Annotated in this window: 21 protein-coding genes and 1 pseudogene; 13 read left to right on the top strand and 9 right to left on the bottom strand. The window is 62.8% G+C overall.

The window, feature by feature from the left end:
- Positions 1 to 160: 160 nt before the first annotated feature.
- The 3 genes from Q3C01_RS13255 to pncA all read right to left on the bottom strand — a co-directional run bounded on the left by Q3C01_RS13255 (position 161) and on the right by pncA (position 2705).
- Positions 161 to 868, bottom strand: a complete 708-nt coding sequence (locus Q3C01_RS13255; RefSeq protein WP_458145768.1) for a c-type cytochrome — start codon at positions 866 to 868, stop codon at positions 161 to 163.
- A gap of 83 nt (positions 869 to 951) precedes the next feature.
- Positions 952 to 2076 (bottom strand): alpha/beta fold hydrolase, encoded by a 1125-nt coding sequence (locus tag Q3C01_RS13250; RefSeq protein ID WP_458145767.1) that lies wholly within the window; start codon positions 2074 to 2076, stop codon positions 952 to 954.
- A gap of 2 nt (positions 2077 to 2078) precedes the next feature.
- A complete protein-coding gene (gene pncA / locus Q3C01_RS13245; RefSeq protein WP_458145766.1) occupies positions 2079 to 2705 on the bottom strand; it encodes a bifunctional nicotinamidase/pyrazinamidase in 627 nt (208 codons plus the stop codon).
- 213 nt (positions 2706 to 2918) lie between these two features.
- Here pncA and glk point away from each other — a divergent pair, with 213 nt between their 5' ends.
- Together glk and Q3C01_RS13235 are read left to right on the top strand one after the other, a co-directional pair.
- Positions 2919 to 3896, top strand: a complete 978-nt coding sequence (gene glk, locus Q3C01_RS13240) for a glucokinase (protein ID WP_458145765.1) — start codon at positions 2919 to 2921, stop codon at positions 3894 to 3896.
- 98 nt (positions 3897 to 3994) lie between these two features.
- On the top strand, positions 3995 to 4234 hold the full coding sequence (locus Q3C01_RS13235; RefSeq protein WP_458145764.1) for a hypothetical protein: 240 nt from the start codon (positions 3995 to 3997) through the stop codon (positions 4232 to 4234).
- Between the two features lie 11 nt (positions 4235 to 4245).
- Here the strand turns inward: Q3C01_RS13235 and Q3C01_RS13230 are convergent, their stop codons facing one another.
- A complete protein-coding gene (locus Q3C01_RS13230; protein WP_458145763.1) occupies positions 4246 to 4458 on the bottom strand; it encodes a hypothetical protein in 213 nt (70 codons plus the stop codon).
- Positions 4459 to 4676: 218 nt separating this feature from the next.
- On the opposite strand from Q3C01_RS13230, the gene Q3C01_RS13225 reads away from it, so the two are divergent.
- Together Q3C01_RS13225 and Q3C01_RS13220 are read left to right on the top strand one after the other, a co-directional pair.
- Positions 4677 to 4880: a hypothetical protein gene (locus tag Q3C01_RS13225; RefSeq protein WP_458145762.1), complete on the top strand. Its 204-nt coding sequence runs from the start codon at positions 4677 to 4679 to the stop codon at positions 4878 to 4880.
- A 154-nt stretch (positions 4881 to 5034) separates the two neighbouring features.
- Positions 5035 to 5190, top strand: a complete 156-nt coding sequence (locus Q3C01_RS13220) for a hypothetical protein (protein ID WP_458145761.1) — start codon at positions 5035 to 5037, stop codon at positions 5188 to 5190.
- A 139-nt stretch (positions 5191 to 5329) separates the two neighbouring features.
- Here Q3C01_RS13220 and Q3C01_RS13215 read toward each other — a convergent pair whose 3' ends face one another.
- From Q3C01_RS13215 to Q3C01_RS13200, 4 genes are all read right to left on the bottom strand, one after another.
- The gene (locus Q3C01_RS13215) at positions 5330 to 6061 is read right to left on the bottom strand and encodes an adenylate/guanylate cyclase domain-containing protein (protein ID WP_458145760.1); all 732 of its coding nucleotides are present in this window, start codon (positions 6059 to 6061) and stop codon (positions 5330 to 5332) included.
- Positions 6062 to 6149: 88 nt separating this feature from the next.
- Positions 6150 to 6410, bottom strand: a complete 261-nt coding sequence (locus tag Q3C01_RS13210; protein WP_458145759.1) for a PilZ domain-containing protein — start codon at positions 6408 to 6410, stop codon at positions 6150 to 6152.
- 307 nt (positions 6411 to 6717) lie between these two features.
- Positions 6718 to 7107: a response regulator gene (locus tag Q3C01_RS13205; RefSeq protein WP_458145758.1), complete on the bottom strand. Its 390-nt coding sequence runs from the start codon at positions 7105 to 7107 to the stop codon at positions 6718 to 6720.
- Positions 7108 to 7209: 102 nt separating this feature from the next.
- Positions 7210 to 8004: a Spy/CpxP family protein refolding chaperone gene (locus Q3C01_RS13200; protein ID WP_458145757.1), complete on the bottom strand. Its 795-nt coding sequence runs from the start codon at positions 8002 to 8004 to the stop codon at positions 7210 to 7212.
- Between the two features lie 458 nt (positions 8005 to 8462).
- On the opposite strand from Q3C01_RS13200, the gene Q3C01_RS13195 reads away from it, so the two are divergent.
- From Q3C01_RS13195 to Q3C01_RS13165, 7 genes are all read left to right on the top strand, one after another.
- Positions 8463 to 9803, top strand: a complete 1341-nt coding sequence (locus Q3C01_RS13195; protein ID WP_458145756.1) for an ABC transporter substrate-binding protein — start codon at positions 8463 to 8465, stop codon at positions 9801 to 9803.
- A 149-nt stretch (positions 9804 to 9952) separates the two neighbouring features.
- Positions 9953 to 10891, top strand: a complete 939-nt coding sequence (locus Q3C01_RS13190) for a carbohydrate ABC transporter permease (RefSeq protein WP_458145755.1) — start codon at positions 9953 to 9955, stop codon at positions 10889 to 10891.
- Positions 10891 to 11802 (top strand): carbohydrate ABC transporter permease, encoded by a 912-nt coding sequence (locus tag Q3C01_RS13185; RefSeq protein ID WP_458145754.1) that lies wholly within the window; start codon positions 10891 to 10893, stop codon positions 11800 to 11802. The genes Q3C01_RS13190 and Q3C01_RS13185 overlap by 1 nt, the downstream gene beginning before the upstream one ends.
- Positions 11803 to 11822: 20 nt before the next feature.
- Positions 11823 to 12923 carry an ABC transporter ATP-binding protein gene (locus Q3C01_RS13180; protein WP_458145753.1) on the top strand — a complete coding sequence of 367 codons (1101 nt, stop codon included), beginning with the start codon at positions 11823 to 11825 and terminating at the stop codon, positions 12921 to 12923.
- A 37-nt stretch (positions 12924 to 12960) separates the two neighbouring features.
- Positions 12961 to 13947, top strand: coding sequence for a hydroxyacid dehydrogenase (locus Q3C01_RS13175; protein ID WP_458145752.1), 987 nt, complete (start codon positions 12961 to 12963; stop codon positions 13945 to 13947).
- Positions 13948 to 14338: 391 nt separating this feature from the next.
- Positions 14339 to 14470 carry a hypothetical protein gene (locus Q3C01_RS13170; protein ID WP_458145751.1) on the top strand — a complete coding sequence of 44 codons (132 nt, stop codon included), beginning with the start codon at positions 14339 to 14341 and terminating at the stop codon, positions 14468 to 14470.
- Between the two features lie 167 nt (positions 14471 to 14637).
- Positions 14638 to 15078, top strand: coding sequence for a hypothetical protein (locus Q3C01_RS13165; protein WP_458145750.1), 441 nt, complete (start codon positions 14638 to 14640; stop codon positions 15076 to 15078).
- 3 nt (positions 15079 to 15081) lie between these two features.
- Here the strand turns inward: Q3C01_RS13165 and Q3C01_RS13160 are convergent, their stop codons facing one another.
- A complete protein-coding gene (locus tag Q3C01_RS13160; protein ID WP_458145749.1) occupies positions 15082 to 15591 on the bottom strand; it encodes a DUF1993 domain-containing protein in 510 nt (169 codons plus the stop codon).
- 91 nt (positions 15592 to 15682) lie between these two features.
- Here Q3C01_RS13160 and Q3C01_RS13155 point away from each other — a divergent pair, with 91 nt between their 5' ends.
- Positions 15683 to 16468 carry a transporter substrate-binding domain-containing protein gene (locus tag Q3C01_RS13155; RefSeq protein ID WP_458145748.1) on the top strand — a complete coding sequence of 262 codons (786 nt, stop codon included), beginning with the start codon at positions 15683 to 15685 and terminating at the stop codon, positions 16466 to 16468.
- 178 nt (positions 16469 to 16646) lie between these two features.
- Positions 16647 to 17020 (top strand): annotated as a pseudogene (locus Q3C01_RS13150) (DUF2147 domain-containing protein); the annotation flags it as partial.

Genomic DNA, 17020 nt, shown 5'->3' with positions numbered 1-17020 from the left:
TTCAGTTGCGAACCATTCTTAGCCGATTGACGCGGATCAATGCACGTAATTCCCAATCATGCATAACGGCTCTGCTAAACATCCTCCCTACTCCACTTCCGGCCGCCCGCCCCTTATGGATGCTGCGGCCGTTCCTTTCAGAATGGCGTGGATGCCGGCCTTACCGGGAGCGTTCCGCCCGCAGCGTCTCGAACAACGCGACGATGGCCTCGACCTGGTGACTGGCAAGTCGCGGGTTCGGCATGGACTGGTTCGGTCCGAGGTAACGATGACCGGAGGTGAGAAGCTGCCTGAGGTCGTCGCTGGAGAATGACGGGCGACTCGCGAGGTCGGGGAAGCTCGGCGCCGGGATGCGCGAGTCCGGCTGTTCATTCGGCCTGTCGGAGACCACATGGCAGTTACCGCAGATCGAGCGCGCCAGCCCGCGCGCCTCGGCGAGCTGGTCGACGAAGAGCTGATCCGTGAAAGGCGAGCTCGCCGGAACCTGAAGCGTGATGAAGCCATATCCCTCGGCGCGGTGGCAGGCGTTGCAGCCATTGGTCAGATCGCCATACGCCTTGGTGAAAGCCGCGGCGTCTTTGGCATCGACGGCACTGCGCAAGGTCTGTATCGCCACGGCGGCCTGATCGGCGCGGCCCGTCGGCTGCGCCACGCGCCCGAGGGCCGCTTCGATCTGGTTGAGTTCGTAGGTCGCGAGCGGCCAGTTTCCGAGGCGGCCGGCAGACCACAATTTGATGTGCCGGAACTGAAGCGCGGCCATCAGCTCGGATGCGGCCTTGTCGCCGCGCATGCTGTTGGCCTGTCCAAGCGCATGCGAAATCACGGCAGTTGCCAGCGCAAGAGCGGCCAGAAGTGTGCTGAGCCTCATGGAGCCTCCACGTCACACTCTAGGATCCATGTCACTCCAGCGGCTTGACCGGGATCAAGCCCGACGCCCTCAGGTCATCCCGCTCAGGCCCTGCGCGCGAGAACGCCGCCGCCGAGATCGGAGCGCAGCCATTCGGTGATGCGCGGCCAGGCATGGACATGGGTTCGCGCTCCCATGAACAGCCCGAGATGATCCGACGGCTCCGATGCCGCGGCGATGAAAACCGGCGGCGTGCCCACGAGATCAGCAGTCGCCAGCGCTTGCGTCGCCGGCACGACCTCGTCGTCGAGCCCCGCGAGCAGGAAGATGGGCGCTCTTACATCCTTCAAATCGATTTGCCTGCCGAGCGCCACGAAGCCTCCCGCCGCGATCCGGTTCTCGCGGAAGATCCAGTTGACGATCTGGAGATAATAGCTTCCCGGCAGGTTGAGCGTCTCCTCGTTCCAACGATTGAAGCGCTCCAGAAGCTCAGCTCCGCCCTCCTCGGCCAAACTCCTTTGCAACGCCACCGCGATATCCTCCGCGCTCAGTGACCTCGACCAGAAGCGCAGCATCTCCTCGCCGCTGACATTGCCGCCGCCGCGCGCCACGAGCTGGTCGTAGACCAGTTCCGGCGCATTGCGCGCGAGCCGGGACAATGCGGACTCGATCGCGAGATCAACGGGAGCGCCGACCAGCACCAGGCGGCGCACCTTGTCCGGAAAACGCGCGGCGTAGAGCAGCGACAGCCAGCCGCCCTGACAGAGCCCGATGAGGTCGACCGGCGCACCGATCTCATCGATCGCGACATTGAGGTCACCGAGATAGCTGTCGATCGAGAGATAGCGCATCTCAGGCGACGCCGAGCGCCAGTCCGTCAGATAGACCCGATCCACCCCGCCCTCGTGCAGCGACTGCAGGACGCTGTGTCCGGGCGCGAAATCGGCGATCAGCGCACGATGCAGGGCATAGGGCGCGCAGACTAGCGCCGGCGGGCCGGTACGCTTCTTCGTACAGTCGCGCAGGCGCATGGTCGCGAGCTCCAGCGCGACCTGGCTGGGCGTGGTCCAGGGCAGTTCCGTCTCGCGCGGTTCGGGCGAGCTACGCTCCACCCACCAGAGCGCGGCGTCCATGGCGAACTTGGCCGCAGCGAACGGCCACAGCAGCGGATCATCCGATCCGGGCTCGGATCCTGTCGGTGGCGGCGGTTTCTTGGTCCCTTGCGCCATCTTTAGAAGAACGCCTCGATGCTGACCACGGGAATGCCGAGCGCCTTGAAGCTCTGATGGGTGGCGGCGATCGAGCCGTCGAGATCGATGCCGCGGCAGGCATCCTCGATCACGGCGACCTCGAGCCCCGCCTTACGGGCATCCTCCGCCGAAAAGCGGACGCAAAAATCCAGCGCCAGGCCTGCGACGAACACCGTCTTCAGCTCTCGCTCGCGCAAATAACCAAGCAGCCCGGTCGGGGTCTTGTGGTCGTTCTCGAACAGTGCCGAATAAGAATCGATGCCACGGCGAAATCCCTTGCGCACCACGAGGCTTGGCCGGCGGAGCTCGAGATCCCGATGGAAATCGGCGCCGGCGGTGCCCTGCACGCAATGGGTCGGCCACAGCACCTGTGGACCGTAGTCGAGATCGATGGCCTCGAACGGCCGCTTGTTGGGGTGGTTAGAGGCGAAGGAGACGTGATCGGCGGGATGCCAGTCCTGCGTCAGCACGACATTGACGAATTTTTGGGCGACGCGATTGATGGCGGGCACCACTCTCTCGCCACCCGGGACGGCCAGGGCCCCGCCGGTGCAAAAGTCGTTCTGGACGTCGATCACGAGCAGGACGTCCCGGTCGGATATCTTCATTGCTGGTCTCCACCCGGTCTGGCCTCAATGTCGATCTTCCGGTGCGGCTTCGCAACCGCCTACCGCGGGCGGATTGCTGCCGGCGCAACGGTTCGCTTAGCATCGACGTTGACGACATCATCAAGCCGCGGTGGTATGCGAATCTGACCGCGAAGCAATGGAGACAAGGTTCCCGCGATCACCCATGGCGGTGGATGCGGCGGCCACGAGGACATGACCAGTCGGACGACAAGAGGTTGCGCATTGCTTGCCGACATCGGCGGCACCAATTCGCGGTTCGCGCTGATGGAGGAAGACGGCCAGATCGGGCCGGTCGCCTACGCGCGGGTCGCCGACTTCCCCACCGTTCGCGACGCCATGGCCGACTTCCTGGCTCGCCAGGTCAATGGCGCGCGCGTCGGCATCGCCGTGCTCGCCGTCGCCGGCCCTGTCGTGAACAATCGCTGCGTCATGACCAACAGTCCCTGGATCATCGATGGGAAGGAGCTCCGTGAAGGCTTTGGCCTCGACGCGGTTCACGTGCTCAACGATTTCGAGGTGCTGGCCTGGGCGCTGCCCGCCCTGCAACCGGCCGACCTGTTCCCGCTCGATGCCCAGACTGGTGCTGGCGGCGAGCCGCTTCTGGTGCTCGGACCCGGCACGGGCTTTGGCGTCTCCTGCCTCGTCGAGCGTCACGGCGCCCGGGTGGCCGTGATCACGGAAGCCGGTCACGCGACCCTGCCCGCGGAGACAGAGCGCGAGGAGCGCGTCATCGCCGCGATGCGACGGCGACTGGGCCATGTCGAGATCGAGCTGGGCGCGCTGTCGGGTGCGGGGCTGCAAAACCTCTACGAGGCGGTCGCCGAGGTCGACGGTGTGACGGCTCCACAGCGCGACGCGGCGGCCATTACCACGGCCGCGCTCGATGGCAGCTGCGACCTCAGCCGCACCGTGCTCGAGATGTTTTGCGCCATCCTCGGCTCCGTGGCCGGCAATCTGGCGGTGACCTTCGGTGCTCGCGGCGGCGTCTATATCGCCGGCGGCATCGTCCCGCGCTTCCCGAAATTCCTCGCCGCCTCCGCCTTCCGCGAGCGCTTTGAGGCCAAGGGACGTTTTCGGGACTACCTGCATCCCATTCCGACCAGCATCATCGTCAAGCCGGACGCCAGCTTTGCGGGCCTGAAGGCTTTCTGCGATCACAGCACGGCGTGAACCTCGCCCCGCGATGGCGGCGTTGAGCGTGAAACACGTCACAGCCGGTGTCCCAACGGTGTTAGGGTCACACGGTTTGAGGGCTCAGGGAGGCTTTGGTGAATTACCCGATCCGGATCATTGCCATTTCGTTTGTTTTGATGCCCCCCGGTTTTGCGCAAAAGCTGGTCGATCCGGGGGCGGTTGCGCCGGAGTACCGCGACGCCGCAGAGCATCGCCGCGCGGAGCAGCTGAGGCAGCGCGCCTGTGCCCTCAAGGCGGACCAGGCCAAGATCCTGCTGCGCGACCGCGCTGCCTTCGTGCTGAAATGCATCGACGCGGCCGACGCGAGCAAATAGCCCGTCGTCTGCTAGCGACCTTTGCCAAGCTCACCACGCTTGCGGCCGAGCATGCCTGCCAGCGTGATGAACGCGACCAGAACAGCCGTCAGACATGCCCATCCGCGTAACTGCGCGAGTGACCAGCCAAGCTCGGCCTGGGCAAGGTAGTCCAGCATGATGGCGACATAGCCGGCCACCCAGACGGCAACAATGATCGAAATGAAATCGAATTCATCCTGCATTCGCGTATTCCAATGCCCTGCCGCTTAGCTATAGGCTCCGGCGGGCGAGAGCTCTGTGACCTCCTTCACAGCGCAAGCGCGATCCGCTTGTGATCTCGCTCAAACCGCGCGGCGCAATCCACAGCTCATTGCCTCGATCGGCTCCAACGACGCGAGTTCCTGCTTGCCCGCCGCCGTCGCCTGATGAACAATTCGCCCGTGGTGCGCGGGGGCGTGGCATGCGTAAGCAGGACGTGGGGTTTGACTACCATCGCTATCACCGGTTGCTGACCGAGGCGGTGGACGAGGACAGCCGATTGGCGCTGATTGATCTCCTGATCGAGGAAAAGGCCAGGGACCGGCTGGCCGCGCAGCGTGCCTCCGACCGGGCAGCGATGACGGCGCAGACCATCGCCAAGGTGCTGAGAACGGGCCGCAGCTGATCCCGGGGATATCAGCCCTGCCGGCGTGTCGCCGCCGCGGAGTCGTGGATCGATTGCGATTCCGTTAAGGATGCCTAGCAATCCCGTATCAAACTTTCTGCGCTAGAGATTTCCCTACCTGATGCAATTCAGGATCAAAACAGGGGGAATTGACATGAGCATGCTTTCACTCGCTTCGGCTCCGGCCGGCATCGAAATCCGTTCGATCGACAATTCCTTCAAGGCTATAGTGCTGTTCTGCTGCGTCGGTCTCCTCGCCTCGTTCAGCCTGATGGCGCACGGCATCGACCTGAGCGCCGGCTTGATGTGACACACCGCCAAGCCTGATTAGAGACGTTCATTAGAAGACTTTGATCGCATCATCTTTGGCAAATCATCCTTGAAATGGCCGCCCCCGGGGCGGCCATTTTCATTTGACGTCTCATTTGTCCCTGGGGCCGCGGCAACCGTCACCCTGCGAACAGCATCACCGGCTCTTGAAAACCCTTCAGCGTATGCTCGGAGCCGTCTCCCGCAACCAAGTCACGTGCCCGGTCCCGCACCGTCGACGTCACCAAGATCTCGCCCGAGCGGGCCGCGGCCTGTGCCCGGGCAGCGCGGTTCACCACGGTTCCGACCGCGGTCAGGTCGCGATGCGTCTGACCGAACTCGCCAAAATTGGTTTCTCCACTGTCAATGCCAATCCCGATCCCAACCTCGTGCCCGCTGCTCCCGATCGCGCGCATCAACTCGTCGCGCCGGCGGCCGAACCGCTCCTGGATCTCCCGCGCGGCAAGCAGCGCCTGCTCGGCGTGGTCGGTCCGCTTGACCGGGAAATTGAAGATCGCGAACACCGCATCACCGATCGTCTTGTTCAACAGGCCGTCGTAGTGCCAGATCGCCGCGGCGCAGTCGTCGTAGAAGGCATCGAGCAGCGCGGTCAGCGCAGCCGGTTCGAGGCTCTGCGTCAGCGCCGTATAGCCGCGCAAATCCGCAAACATCACAGTGGCATCGATCGTGACGGAGCGCGCCTTCATCACTCGCGAGAAGGCCATTTCACAGATGGTGCAGGTGTTCGGGTTCATCCGGCTCGGCTTGACGCCGAATAGACGAAACGGCGCCGATAGCGGCCCGCGTAGCGGGATCGGCAAATGCAGGTTCTCCCAGCATCCCAGGCAGATCGTCGCAGGCTCAGGTGTCATCGCCAGCTCGGGTTCGTTTCGTCCATTCCGCGCCCGCCAGAAGCTAGCAGCACCTTTGCCTGCGCGCAGCGTGAATCTATCTCCGCACTCAGGGGCCGTTCCCCTCCCCGCCGACGAAGGCGAGCCCAATCCGGTTCTTCTGGATCCAGATCACCCTGCAATCGCGGACCGAGGAGTCCTTGGCCATGACGAGGCGAAAACGCTGGGGAATGAAGGCGGGATTGTCGACGTCGATTGCCGCGCCGGCAGGCGAGATGTTGCGGACGACGCAGCTCATCACCGAACCGCCCACGGAAACGTAGGCCAGCTCTTCGATGTCGATACGAGGATACTTTCGTTTGTCGTCCATGAGCTGTCCGCCTCGATCCAAGCCTAGCCGGACTGCCTAAACAAATTGCATGGTGCTCAGGTTTCCCCGGCGTCAATTTCATTGTGCGATGCAGTGGAATGGCGGCTCGCGTGAAACGCCAATCACGCCGCTCGTGGGTTCCCGACAAGACCGCACCTCGGCCACAGGTCGGGCGTGAATCGGTCCGCTTTTCTTCAAGTTCCGGTGACGAATTGAGCGGGCCGCGCCGCTGCGGCAGGATAGCCGGGCGCAGTGCCTTCCACCTACCCCAGGGCAAGGTTGCCCGGCTATTCGCCGCAAGCGGACGTCAGGCCGATCCGCTTTTCGAGGCGGCCGGCGAGCCGGGAAAAAGAGACTCGATGATCGTCTTGAGCTGGTCGATCGAAATCGGCTTGCGCAGGATCGGCCTGCGCCGGAGCAAGGACGGCAGCAACTCCGGCCCGTAACCCGTGGCGAACAGAAACGGCTTGCCGCGGCGTTCGATCAGGTCCGCGACGGGGTCGACGTAAAGCCCCATGAGGTTGATGTCGAGAATGGCCAGATCGTATTGCGCCGTCATCGCGAAGGCGCTCGCGTCCTGAACATTGTCGGCCTCAGCAACAACATGGTGGCCAAGCTCCTCCACCATGTCGGCTATCATCATCCGGATCAACGCCTCGTCTTCGACCAGGAAAACGGAGAGTGCGCCCGTCGTCATATCAACCCCGCAGCGATCATTTGCAGCTAATCATAACTGCATCGCCGCGGGGATTCACGAGTTCGTGGCAATCGAGCGCGACAAATCTTAGTCAAACGCCGATCAATCCAGGCCGCGCTCGTGGCTGAGGCGGACCATCTCCTGGATGAAGACTTCCTTCTGCTTGTCGTCCAGGCTCGAGTACAGCGGCTCGGCAGCATCGGCAACGTTGCGCTGGTCCGCGGCGCGGTCGATCAGGAACTGCGCCTCGTTGCGCATCTGCTCGATGATGTCGTCCGGCGGATCGCGCTTGGCGCGGGCAATCCGCAGGTTGAGCCGCTCGGCGCCGTTATGGCCGAGGTAGTGCATGGCGCTGGAGAAACCGTACCAGTGCTTCTCCTGGTCGGGCGTGAGGTTCAGCTCTGTTTTGATGCGCTCGATATAGGAATCGCTGTTGGCGACGATCTGCTCGGCGGTGAGTTGCGGCGCGCCGTTCTGGGTGAGAACGGTGACGTCCTTTGCCGCGTCGTTCGGTGCGTCCTTGCCGGCCTTGGCGGTCTTGCTGCCCTTGCCGCTCTTGGCGTCCTTGTTCGCGTCCTTGGCGCCCTTGGCGTCGGCGCCCTTGTCGGTCCCCTGCTGCTTCGCGTCCTTGCTTGCGTCCTTGGCGGCCGGCGCCTGGTTGTTGTTACCAACCCCGAGCACGCCGGTGAAGACACCGACGACGCCGCCTATCGCCCCGCCTAGCACGCCACCGACCGGGCCTGCTGCCTTGTTGCCGGCGGCCGCACCCTCCTGAACACCTTTGACCAGGCCCTGCGCATTGGCGACGCAAGCGGCGCCCAACAGCAATGCAACGACTGACCCGAGCGCGAACCATCGTCGCAGGCGAAGCCGCGCGGGCGGCGTCGGGTTGATCATTCTGGTCTCCATCTCGATCTGATTGGCTGCTCGGAGGGTGGAATCGCGGAAAGTCTGTCGGCCGGAACTCTAGCGTTTTCAGGTCGCGCCGGTCCAGACCGAGGAGCGACCCTCCACATCCGAAAAGTCTGTCCTGCGAACCGGTTAGTTCAGGGTCATTCCGAACTGCGGCGTAATTGCGCTCGAACGATCCTCGCCCATGCCGACCAGAGTGTGCGTCGCAAAAGGAGCAGTCCAGGTTCATCACCGCGACACACGCACGACGCGGAGCCGCCGCTCACTTGAACTCAACGTTAGTTCAAGAAACGCGCGCGTTGGATTTCTCGACAGACGCGATCAATTCTGATCTGATCGCGCTACCAATTCTCCGCGGCTCGCGTGACTGGCCACGCGAGGCGACGGCAAGAAAAACAAAAACAACAAAAACAAAACAACGAATGCCAAAGCGAGGAAACGAGATGTCACGCAAGAAGCTTACGCGGCGACAATTTGTGGCCGCAACTGCCATGTCCTCCGCAGCCCTGATCACCGCGCCGTATGTGCGCGGCGCCTACGCCGCCGGCAAGCTCTCGATCGGCTTGTGGGACCACTGGGTGCCCGGCGCCAATGACAGCTCAAGGGCTCTCGCCAACGAGTGGGCTGCAAAGGAGAAGGTTGAGGTTTCCATCGACTACATCACCAGCAACAACAAGAAGATCGAGTTGACCGTTGCTGCCGAGGCGCAGGCCAAATCCGGTCATGACATTCTCCAGATGTACACCTGGTGGCCGCATGCTTATGCCGAGCAGCTGGAACCGGTGAATGACGTCGTGGAGGCCGCGATCAAGCAGAACGGCGAGGTGAACGACACGGTGAAATATCTCGGCCAGGCCACTGGCAAATGGCTTGCCGTCCCTGCCACCCCGGGAAGCCAGATCAAGGGGCCCTGCTCCCGCATCGATCTGATGAAGAAGCACGCCGGCATCGACGTTCAGGAGCTGTATCCGGCTGGCAGCCCGCCGAAGGCCGACAACTGGAACATGGATACCTTCCTGAAGGCGGCGGAAGCCTGCCAGAAGGCGGGCTTCGCATTCGGCATCGGTCTTGGCGAGACCACCGACAGCGTCGATACGGCCGGCGCCATCTTCCAGTCGTTCGGCGCCGAGCTGGTCAATTCCAAGGGCGACATCACGGTGAAGACCGATCAGGTCCGCCAGGCGCTCGAATACTACAAGAAGCTGGTCGCCTTCCTGCCGCCTGACGCGCCGTCCTGGGACGACGCCTCGAACAACAAATGGCTGATCTCGGGGCGCGGCGCTCTCATCATGAATCCCCCGAGCGCCTGGGCGGTTGCCAAGCGCGACGCGCCGCAGGTCGCCGAGCAATGCTGGACCCACGGCTTCCCGGCGGGTCCCAAGGGTCGCTTTGCGCCGTTCCTGCCCTATTTCTGGGGCCTCTGGAGCTTCTCCAAGAACAAGGAAACGGCCAAGAGCCTGCTCACTTACCTGTCTCAGCCGTCATCGATCGAAAAATTCGTTGCGGCGAGCGGCGGCTACGACCTGCCGGCCTACGCGAACATGACGACGCTGAAGACCTGGGCCGAGGAAGGGCCGCCCAAGGGCACGCTCTATCATTATCCCAATCCCTACAATCATCAGACGCTGTCGATCGCGGCCTCTCCTGCGCCGCCAAAGATCGCCCAGCAGATCTATGCACAGGCGACGCTGACCAAGATGGCGCTGCGCTTTGCGCAAGGGGAGAAGTTGGAGAACACGCTCGCCTGGGCCGAGGGCGAGTGCGAAGGCTTCATGCGAAGTTAAGCCGGAGGGCGTGCCACGGCGGTTCATGCATCTTGCGTGAGCCGCCAGGGCACCCCGCCGTTCGATGGACGTTTCAGAGGAGGCCGACACCCGCGTGCCGGCTTCACCGTCGGATATTCTGCAAGCAAGCTTGACCCGGGGAAACAGACATGGCCGATGTCGTCGTTGAGCACGGTCGCGTTGCCGGCACCGCGAGCGCACGCAAACGGACGAGCCTGCACAATGCGTTGGGGCGGAAATCGACCGCGGCGTTCTTCCTGACGCTGCCGTTGATCCTCCTGATCGCGCTGCTCGTGCTCTACCCTGCTCTGTTCTCGATTCATCTCGCGACGCTGAACAAGTCGATGCAGAAGTTCGTCGGCTTCGGCAACTTCACCTTCCTGTTCAAGCGCGAAACGTTCTGGATGGTGGTCAAGCAGTCCTGCATCTTCGCGATCACCGCCGTGATCTTCAAGGCGCTGATAGGCTTCATCGTCGCGCATTTCGTGCACAACATTCCGGCCAAGGGCCAACGCAAATGGCGCGGCATGCTGCTGGTGCCCTGGGTCATTCCGCCAGCGATGAGCACCCTGGCGTGGCTATGGCTGTTCGACCCCTCCTACAGCGCGTTCAACTACACGCTCTCATTTTTCGGCATCGGTCCCATTCCCTGGCTCGGCGATGCCGCATGGGCGCGCTTCTCCGTCATTCTGGTCAACGTCTGGTACGGCGCGCCGTTCTTCATGATCATGTATCTGGCGGCGCTGAAATCGGTACCGGAGCAACTCTACGAGGCCGCCGCGATCGACGGCGCCAATTGGTGGCAGCGGATCTGGTACGTGACGCTGCCGATGATGCGTAACATCATCGCGATCACGACGCTGTTCTCGCTGATCGTCACCTTCGCCAATTTCGACATCGTCCGCATCCTGACCTCGGGCGGGCCGCTCGATCGGACCCAGATCTTTGCGACCTATGCGTTCCGGGTCGGCATCGAGAGCAGCGATATTCCTCTCGGCGCCAGCGTCTCGCTGTTCATGGTCCCCATCCTCGCCGTCGCGGCGATCTTCATCCTGCGCGACGTCTCTAAACGCGGGAACGAATCCTGATGAGCACGCTCGCGATCGACAAGGCCGGCCCCCGGCGCAAGGTCAAATATGGCAGCATGAGCCGCGACCGCGCCTGGGCGCTGCGCTGGTCCTACTTCTTCCTGCTGCTGTTCGCGATCTTCTCGCTGACGCCCCCTATTTACATGCTGATCACCTCGCTGAAGAGCAGCGCTGAGATCTCGGCCGCGACCAACCCATGGTGGGTGTTCCACCCGACGCTGTCGAACTACCTCGAGCTCCTGACGTCGAACCAGTTCCTGCGCTTCTTCTGGAACTCCGCTATGGTCTCGATCGTGGTCGTGATCGTCACCATGCTGATCAGCATTCCCGCAGCCTTTGCGCTGGCACGGATGAAGTTCTGGGGCTCAGCGACACTCGCCACGGGCGTGTTCCTGACCTACCTGATCCCGGACAGCCTGCTGTTCATCCCGCTGTTCAAGATGTTTGCGCTGATCCAGGACCTGACGGGCATCACATTGCTCAATCGATGGTATGTGCTGCTGTTCGTCTATCCGACGCTGACGGTTCCGTTCTGCACCTGGATCATGATCGGCTATTTCGCCTCGATCCCGAAGGAGCTCGATGAAGCCGCGATCATCGACGGCGCGTCCTGGCTTCAGACGTTGACGCGGATCTTCATTCCAGTGGCACTGCCGGGGCTGATCGCCGCGACGATCTTCGCCTTCACCGTCTCCTGGGCCCAGTTTCTCTATCCCCTGGTGTTCACGACCTCTATCGACCAGCTCGTGCTGCCGGTTGGCATCACCACGACGCTGATCAAGGGCGACGTCTTCAACTGGGGGCAGATCATGACCGGCGCTCTGCTCGGTGCAGCGCCGCCGCTGATCATCTACGCTTTCCTGATGGACTACTACATTGCCGGCCTGACGGCCGGTGCGACAAAGGGTTGAAATCGAGGGGTTGACGATTCATGGCTGATGTTTCCTTGCGCAAGGTGGTCAAGCGTTACGACGACGTCGAGGCGGTGCGCGGCATTGATCTCGACATATCCGACCACGAGTTCATCGTGCTGGTCGGCCCGTCGGGCTGCGGCAAGTCGACGACGCTGCGGATGATCGCAGGGCTTGAGGATATCAGCGACGGCGACATCATGATCGGCGGCGACGTCGTCAACGACGTGCCGCCGAAGGATCGCGACATCGCGATGGTGTTCCAGAACTACGCACTCTATCCGCACATGACGGTCGCCGAGAACATGTCGTTCGGGCTGCGCCTGAAGCACTATCCGAAGGCCGAGATCAAGGCGCGCGTGACGGAGGCCGCCCGCCTCCTCGACATCACCGACCTGATCGACCGCAAGCCGAAGCAGCTCTCCGGCGGCCAGCGCCAGCGCGTCGCGATGGGTCGCGCCATCGTCCGCAATCCAAAGGTGTTTTTGTTCGACGAGCCGCTCTCCAACCTCGATGCCAAGCTGCGCGTGCAGATGCGCATCGAGATCAAGAAAGTGCATCAGAAGGTGCGCACCACCACGGTCTACGTCACCCACGACCAGGTCGAGGCGATGACGCTGGCGGACCGCGTCGTGGTCATGAACAAGGGCCGCATCGAGCAGATCGGCACGCCGAACGAGCTTTACCACAAGCCGGCGACGCGCTTCGTCGCAGGCTTCATCGGCTCGCCGGCGATGAACTTCGTGCCGTGCCGGCTCGAGGATGTCGGCGGCCGCCTCAGCATCCGCCTGACCGATCGCGTCTCCTTCCCGCTGCCGCCGGCGCGCGCCTCGCGCTACAACGCGCTGCCGCGCACCGACAAGCTGCAGCTCGGCATCCGCCCGGAGCATCTCACCGAGTCGCATGCGCATCTGGAGCCTGGCGTAGAGACGTTCGACACGGTGCTCGACGTCACCGAGCCGATGGGCATGGAGACGCTGGTCTACTTCACCCTCGACGGCACGCCGGTCTGCGGCCGCGTCAATCCCAATGCCGGCGCCAAGGACGGAGCACCCATGCGTTTGGCGATGGACCTCAACAACATGCACCTGCTAAACGAGGCAACCGGCCTCGTGTTGTGATGGCCGGACGAGAAGAGCTTCGAGCAGGCAGGGAACGATGGCGACCAACAAGAAGAAGATTTTTGTCACGCAAACTTTGTCGGGGGGCGCACGCGCCCTTCTCACCCAGCGGGACGACATCGAGCTCGTCGAGTTCTCCAACCTGATCTCGGCTGCGGATTTCCAGGCGATGCTGACGGCGCATGCGCCGGTCCACGGCGTGGCGCTCGGCGCGACCCGATTCGGCGAGCCCGAGCTCGAAGCATCCGGGGACATGCAGGTGGTGACGCGGATCGGCGTCGGTTACGACGCGGTCGACGTGCCTGCCCTCTCGCGCCGCAAGGTGCCGCTGATGGTCGCGGGCTCCGCAAACTCGCCGTCGGTCGCAGAAGCCGCGCTGTTCATGATGCTGACGCTGGCCAAGCGCGCCCAGGAGTTGCACGCCTGCGTCAGGGACAACAAATGGGCCGACAGGCTCGGCATCCTGCCGTTCGATCTCTACGGCAAGACCGTGGTGATCATTGGCTTTGGCCGCATCGGCAGTCGCACCGCCAAGCGCTGCCTCGCGATGGAAATGAACGTCCTGGTTTACGACCCCTACAAGTCCGCGGCCGACATCAAGGCCGCCGGTTGCGAGCCGGTCACCGATCTCGAGGCGACGCTGCCCCGGGCCGACTTCGTCAGCATCCACTGCCCGAAGACACCTGAAACCGTCGGCATGTTCAACGCGGCGCGGATCGGCCTGCTGAAGCGGACGGCCTATCTCATCAACACCGCGCGCGGCGGTATCGTTGAAGAGAAGGCGCTCTACGACGCGCTCACCTCGGGCCGGCTTGCCGGCGCCGGGCTCGACGTGTTTGAGCAGGAGCCGCCGCCGGCTGGACACTCATTGTTCGAGCTTCCGAATGTGATCATGGCGCCGCATGTGGCTGGCGTCACCGTCGAGGCGGTCGATCGCATGAGCGAGCAGACCGCGCGGAATATCCTAAGCGTGCTCGACGGCGATCCGATCCGCCAGAACGTGATCAACCAGGATGTCCTGTAGATGTAAATTAGGCAGTCATATCAGTGCGTTAGGTGAATTTTCGTAAGATCGCGGTCAAGGAGAAACGCCCCGTGGTGAGCCAAGGGATCGTCAAGACTCGCTGACTGGTCTTAAATTGCTCCGTGTACCGTCGCAAATTTGTCGTCACTTCGTACCAGTTCTTCCCGGTTTCCTCTGTTGCAATAGGCTGACAGTCACCTCGGACAGGGGGCCGGACTCATGGAAATATTTCGCGCAGAGAAGATTTGCGTTGTCGAGGACAACTCAAACAGAACCTGTCGTGTCTGTGGCGAGAAAATGAAACTTGTACGAACAGTGGTGGACTCCGAGACCGGAGACATCACTCATATGTTCCAATGCGGGTGCGGAAAGCGGTTCTGGGACGATTGAGGTGCAGCTCCGCAACGGAGCGAAGAACCGCCAGCGCTGGCGGCGCATCGCCGGCGGCCAAGGCGACAAGACTACAACGGCGCTCGGCTCCCGCCTCAACTACCTCGGGGTAAAGGGGGATATCCTTGCCTGATCGCTGGTGTTTCGGAGAGGCGGAAATCGCCTCGCCAAGGTCAACCAGGCGTCCCATTTCGGCACAATCGGGCCCAAACCTGGCCTTAATCAAAGGCAACCTAGGGTGACAGGTCGCGACCGGTCGTGGGACAGAATTGCCGGCGCGTCCTCTTGGAGGATGGACCCTTGTCAGACATCGACCCGACCGATCACGCGCTGGCGACGATCGCCAGCATTCTCGAACACCCCGAAGCCCCGCCCGAGATTGAGAAGTTCGCGAACGTCGACGAGCATCCGAGTGTCGATGAGGATCTGGTCGTCGACGAGCAGCCGCTCGTGCCGGAGCATCCGGCCGACGCCGACGGCTACAGCAAGCTCGGCCCCGGGCCGATGGCAGCGCTGCGGTTCAAGTGGACCGTGCAGCGCGGCGACGAGGGTCTCTACTACGTCCACGAGACCATCGGCGAGTATTCGACGCCCGTGGTCAGCGGACCGATGTCGGGCGAAGCCGCGGTGCAGTTCGTCGACGAGCGCGAGCACGAAGCGCGTCAGCGCTTCGAGATCCTGCGCGACGAGATCGCCAACCGCAGCTCGGTCGCCCACATCGTGCGGAAAGGTGAGGCGTAAGCCTCACCTTCTGCCCAAAAAGTCCTTCTTCACGAGATCGACGCCGGCGTGCCGCAGGATGTCGTAGGCGGTCGTGACGTGAAAGAAGAATTGCGGGACCGTGAAGGTCAGGAGCAGTGAGCGTCCGGTGAAGGGCAGTTCGACGCCGGTTTTCAGCCGGAAGGCGACGTCCTTCTCACCTGCGGCATCGATCTCGGTGCGCGGCAGGCTCTCGATGAAATCAACCGCGGCCGCGATGCGCCGCTGCAGCTCCGCAAGATCAGGCCTCGTATCGCCAAACGTGATCGGCTCGCGCCCGGCAAGCAGCGCGGATCCGACCACGGCATGGCGAACCGCCTCACCCACCTGCTGCGCCAGTTCATACATGTTCGGATAGAGCCGCATGCCCAGCAGGATCGCCGGATCGATCTTGCGCGCTTCGGCGTGGGCGGCGGCCTTGTCGAGCAGCCCGGACAGGTTGCGCAGAAATGGCACGAACATGCCGACGGAAACCTCATGGAGGGAAAGCGTCACTTCAAAATTTCCTTCTCGCAGTCTGCGGACATCTGGTCTAAATCCGCAGGTTCAGGAACAACATGACAGCTCATGCGAGGGTGAGAAAGACATGATCGTGCGACGACTGGTGGCACTGGCCGCGGCGGTGGTGGTGAGCTTTGCAGCCCATGCGCAGGAGACGACGTCCCCTTCCCGCCTCGACGAGATCATCAAGCGCGGCACCTTGCGTGTCGGCATGACCGGGGACTATCGGCCCTTCACCTCGCTCGACAAGACGACGCAGAAATTCACTGGCTTCGACGTCGACATGGCCGAGGCACTGGGCAAGGCGCTCGGCGTCAAGGTCGAGTACGTCCAGACCGCCTGGCCCAAGCTGATGAAGGATTTTGAGGCCGACCAGTTCGACATCGCGATGGGCGGCGTCTCCGTCACCTTCGACCGCCAGAAGAAGGGCCTGTTCTCCACGCCCATCATGCGCGAAGGCAAGACGCCGATCGCGCGTTGCGCCGACGTCGCCAAATACCAGACGCTCGCCGATATCGACAAGAAGGGCACACGCGTCATCGTCAATCCGGGCGGGACCAATGAGCGCTTCGCGCGAGCCAACATCAAGGCTGCCGACATCAACATCTTCCCGGACAATACCGCGATCTTCGACGAGATCGCCAAGGGCAATGCCGACCTGATGATGACCGACGCATCCGAGACGCGCTATCAGCAGAAGCAGCATCAGGGTGTGCTGTGTGCGGTGCATCCGGACAAGCCGTTCGATTTCTCGGAGAAGGCCTACTGGCTCCAGCGCGACGTTGCGCTGAAGGCCTTCGTCGATCAGTGGCTGCACGTCTCCATGGAGGACGGCAGCTACCAGAAAATCTATGGCGCCTGGTTCGATTAGAACGTCGTGCCTGTCCGCATTTTGGCTGCCCGCCGGTCAAACCTTGGACCGAGTTGGCGCGCATTGAACCAAGATTGAAGGGAGTACGACTCATAGCTTGAAAGTGATCTGGATCACGTTTCGCCACGGGGCCGGGGCGTAAGCGTCGATACGGCGAGCACCTGCTCAGGAGATTGCAATGAAAAAGCTGTTGGCGATGGCCGCATTTCTTTTGGCAAGCACAGCTGCCCAAGCGCAATACACCTTCGAGTATGGCGGCCGTACCATCCGCATCGACCCCGACCGCGGCACGGTGCAGATCCCCGGAGTCTTTGACAACACCGGCCAGGGCAAGGCGAAGAAGGCCAAGAACGACGCCAAGAACGACGTCAAGCCCGATACCAAGAACACGCCCAAGACCGACACCAAAACGGACACGCAGCCGCCCCAACAGGCCAAAGTCGATCCGCATCCCGCAGCCAATCCCGCGCCGGCGCCGGCTCCCGTGACACCGCCTCCGGCGGCCGAGCAGACGCCCACGGCAGCACCTGCGCCAGCTCCGGCAGCAGCCGT

Source organism: Bradyrhizobium sp. UFLA05-109 (assembly GCF_054185165.1).
This window is presented reverse-complemented; position numbering and strand designations above follow the sequence as displayed.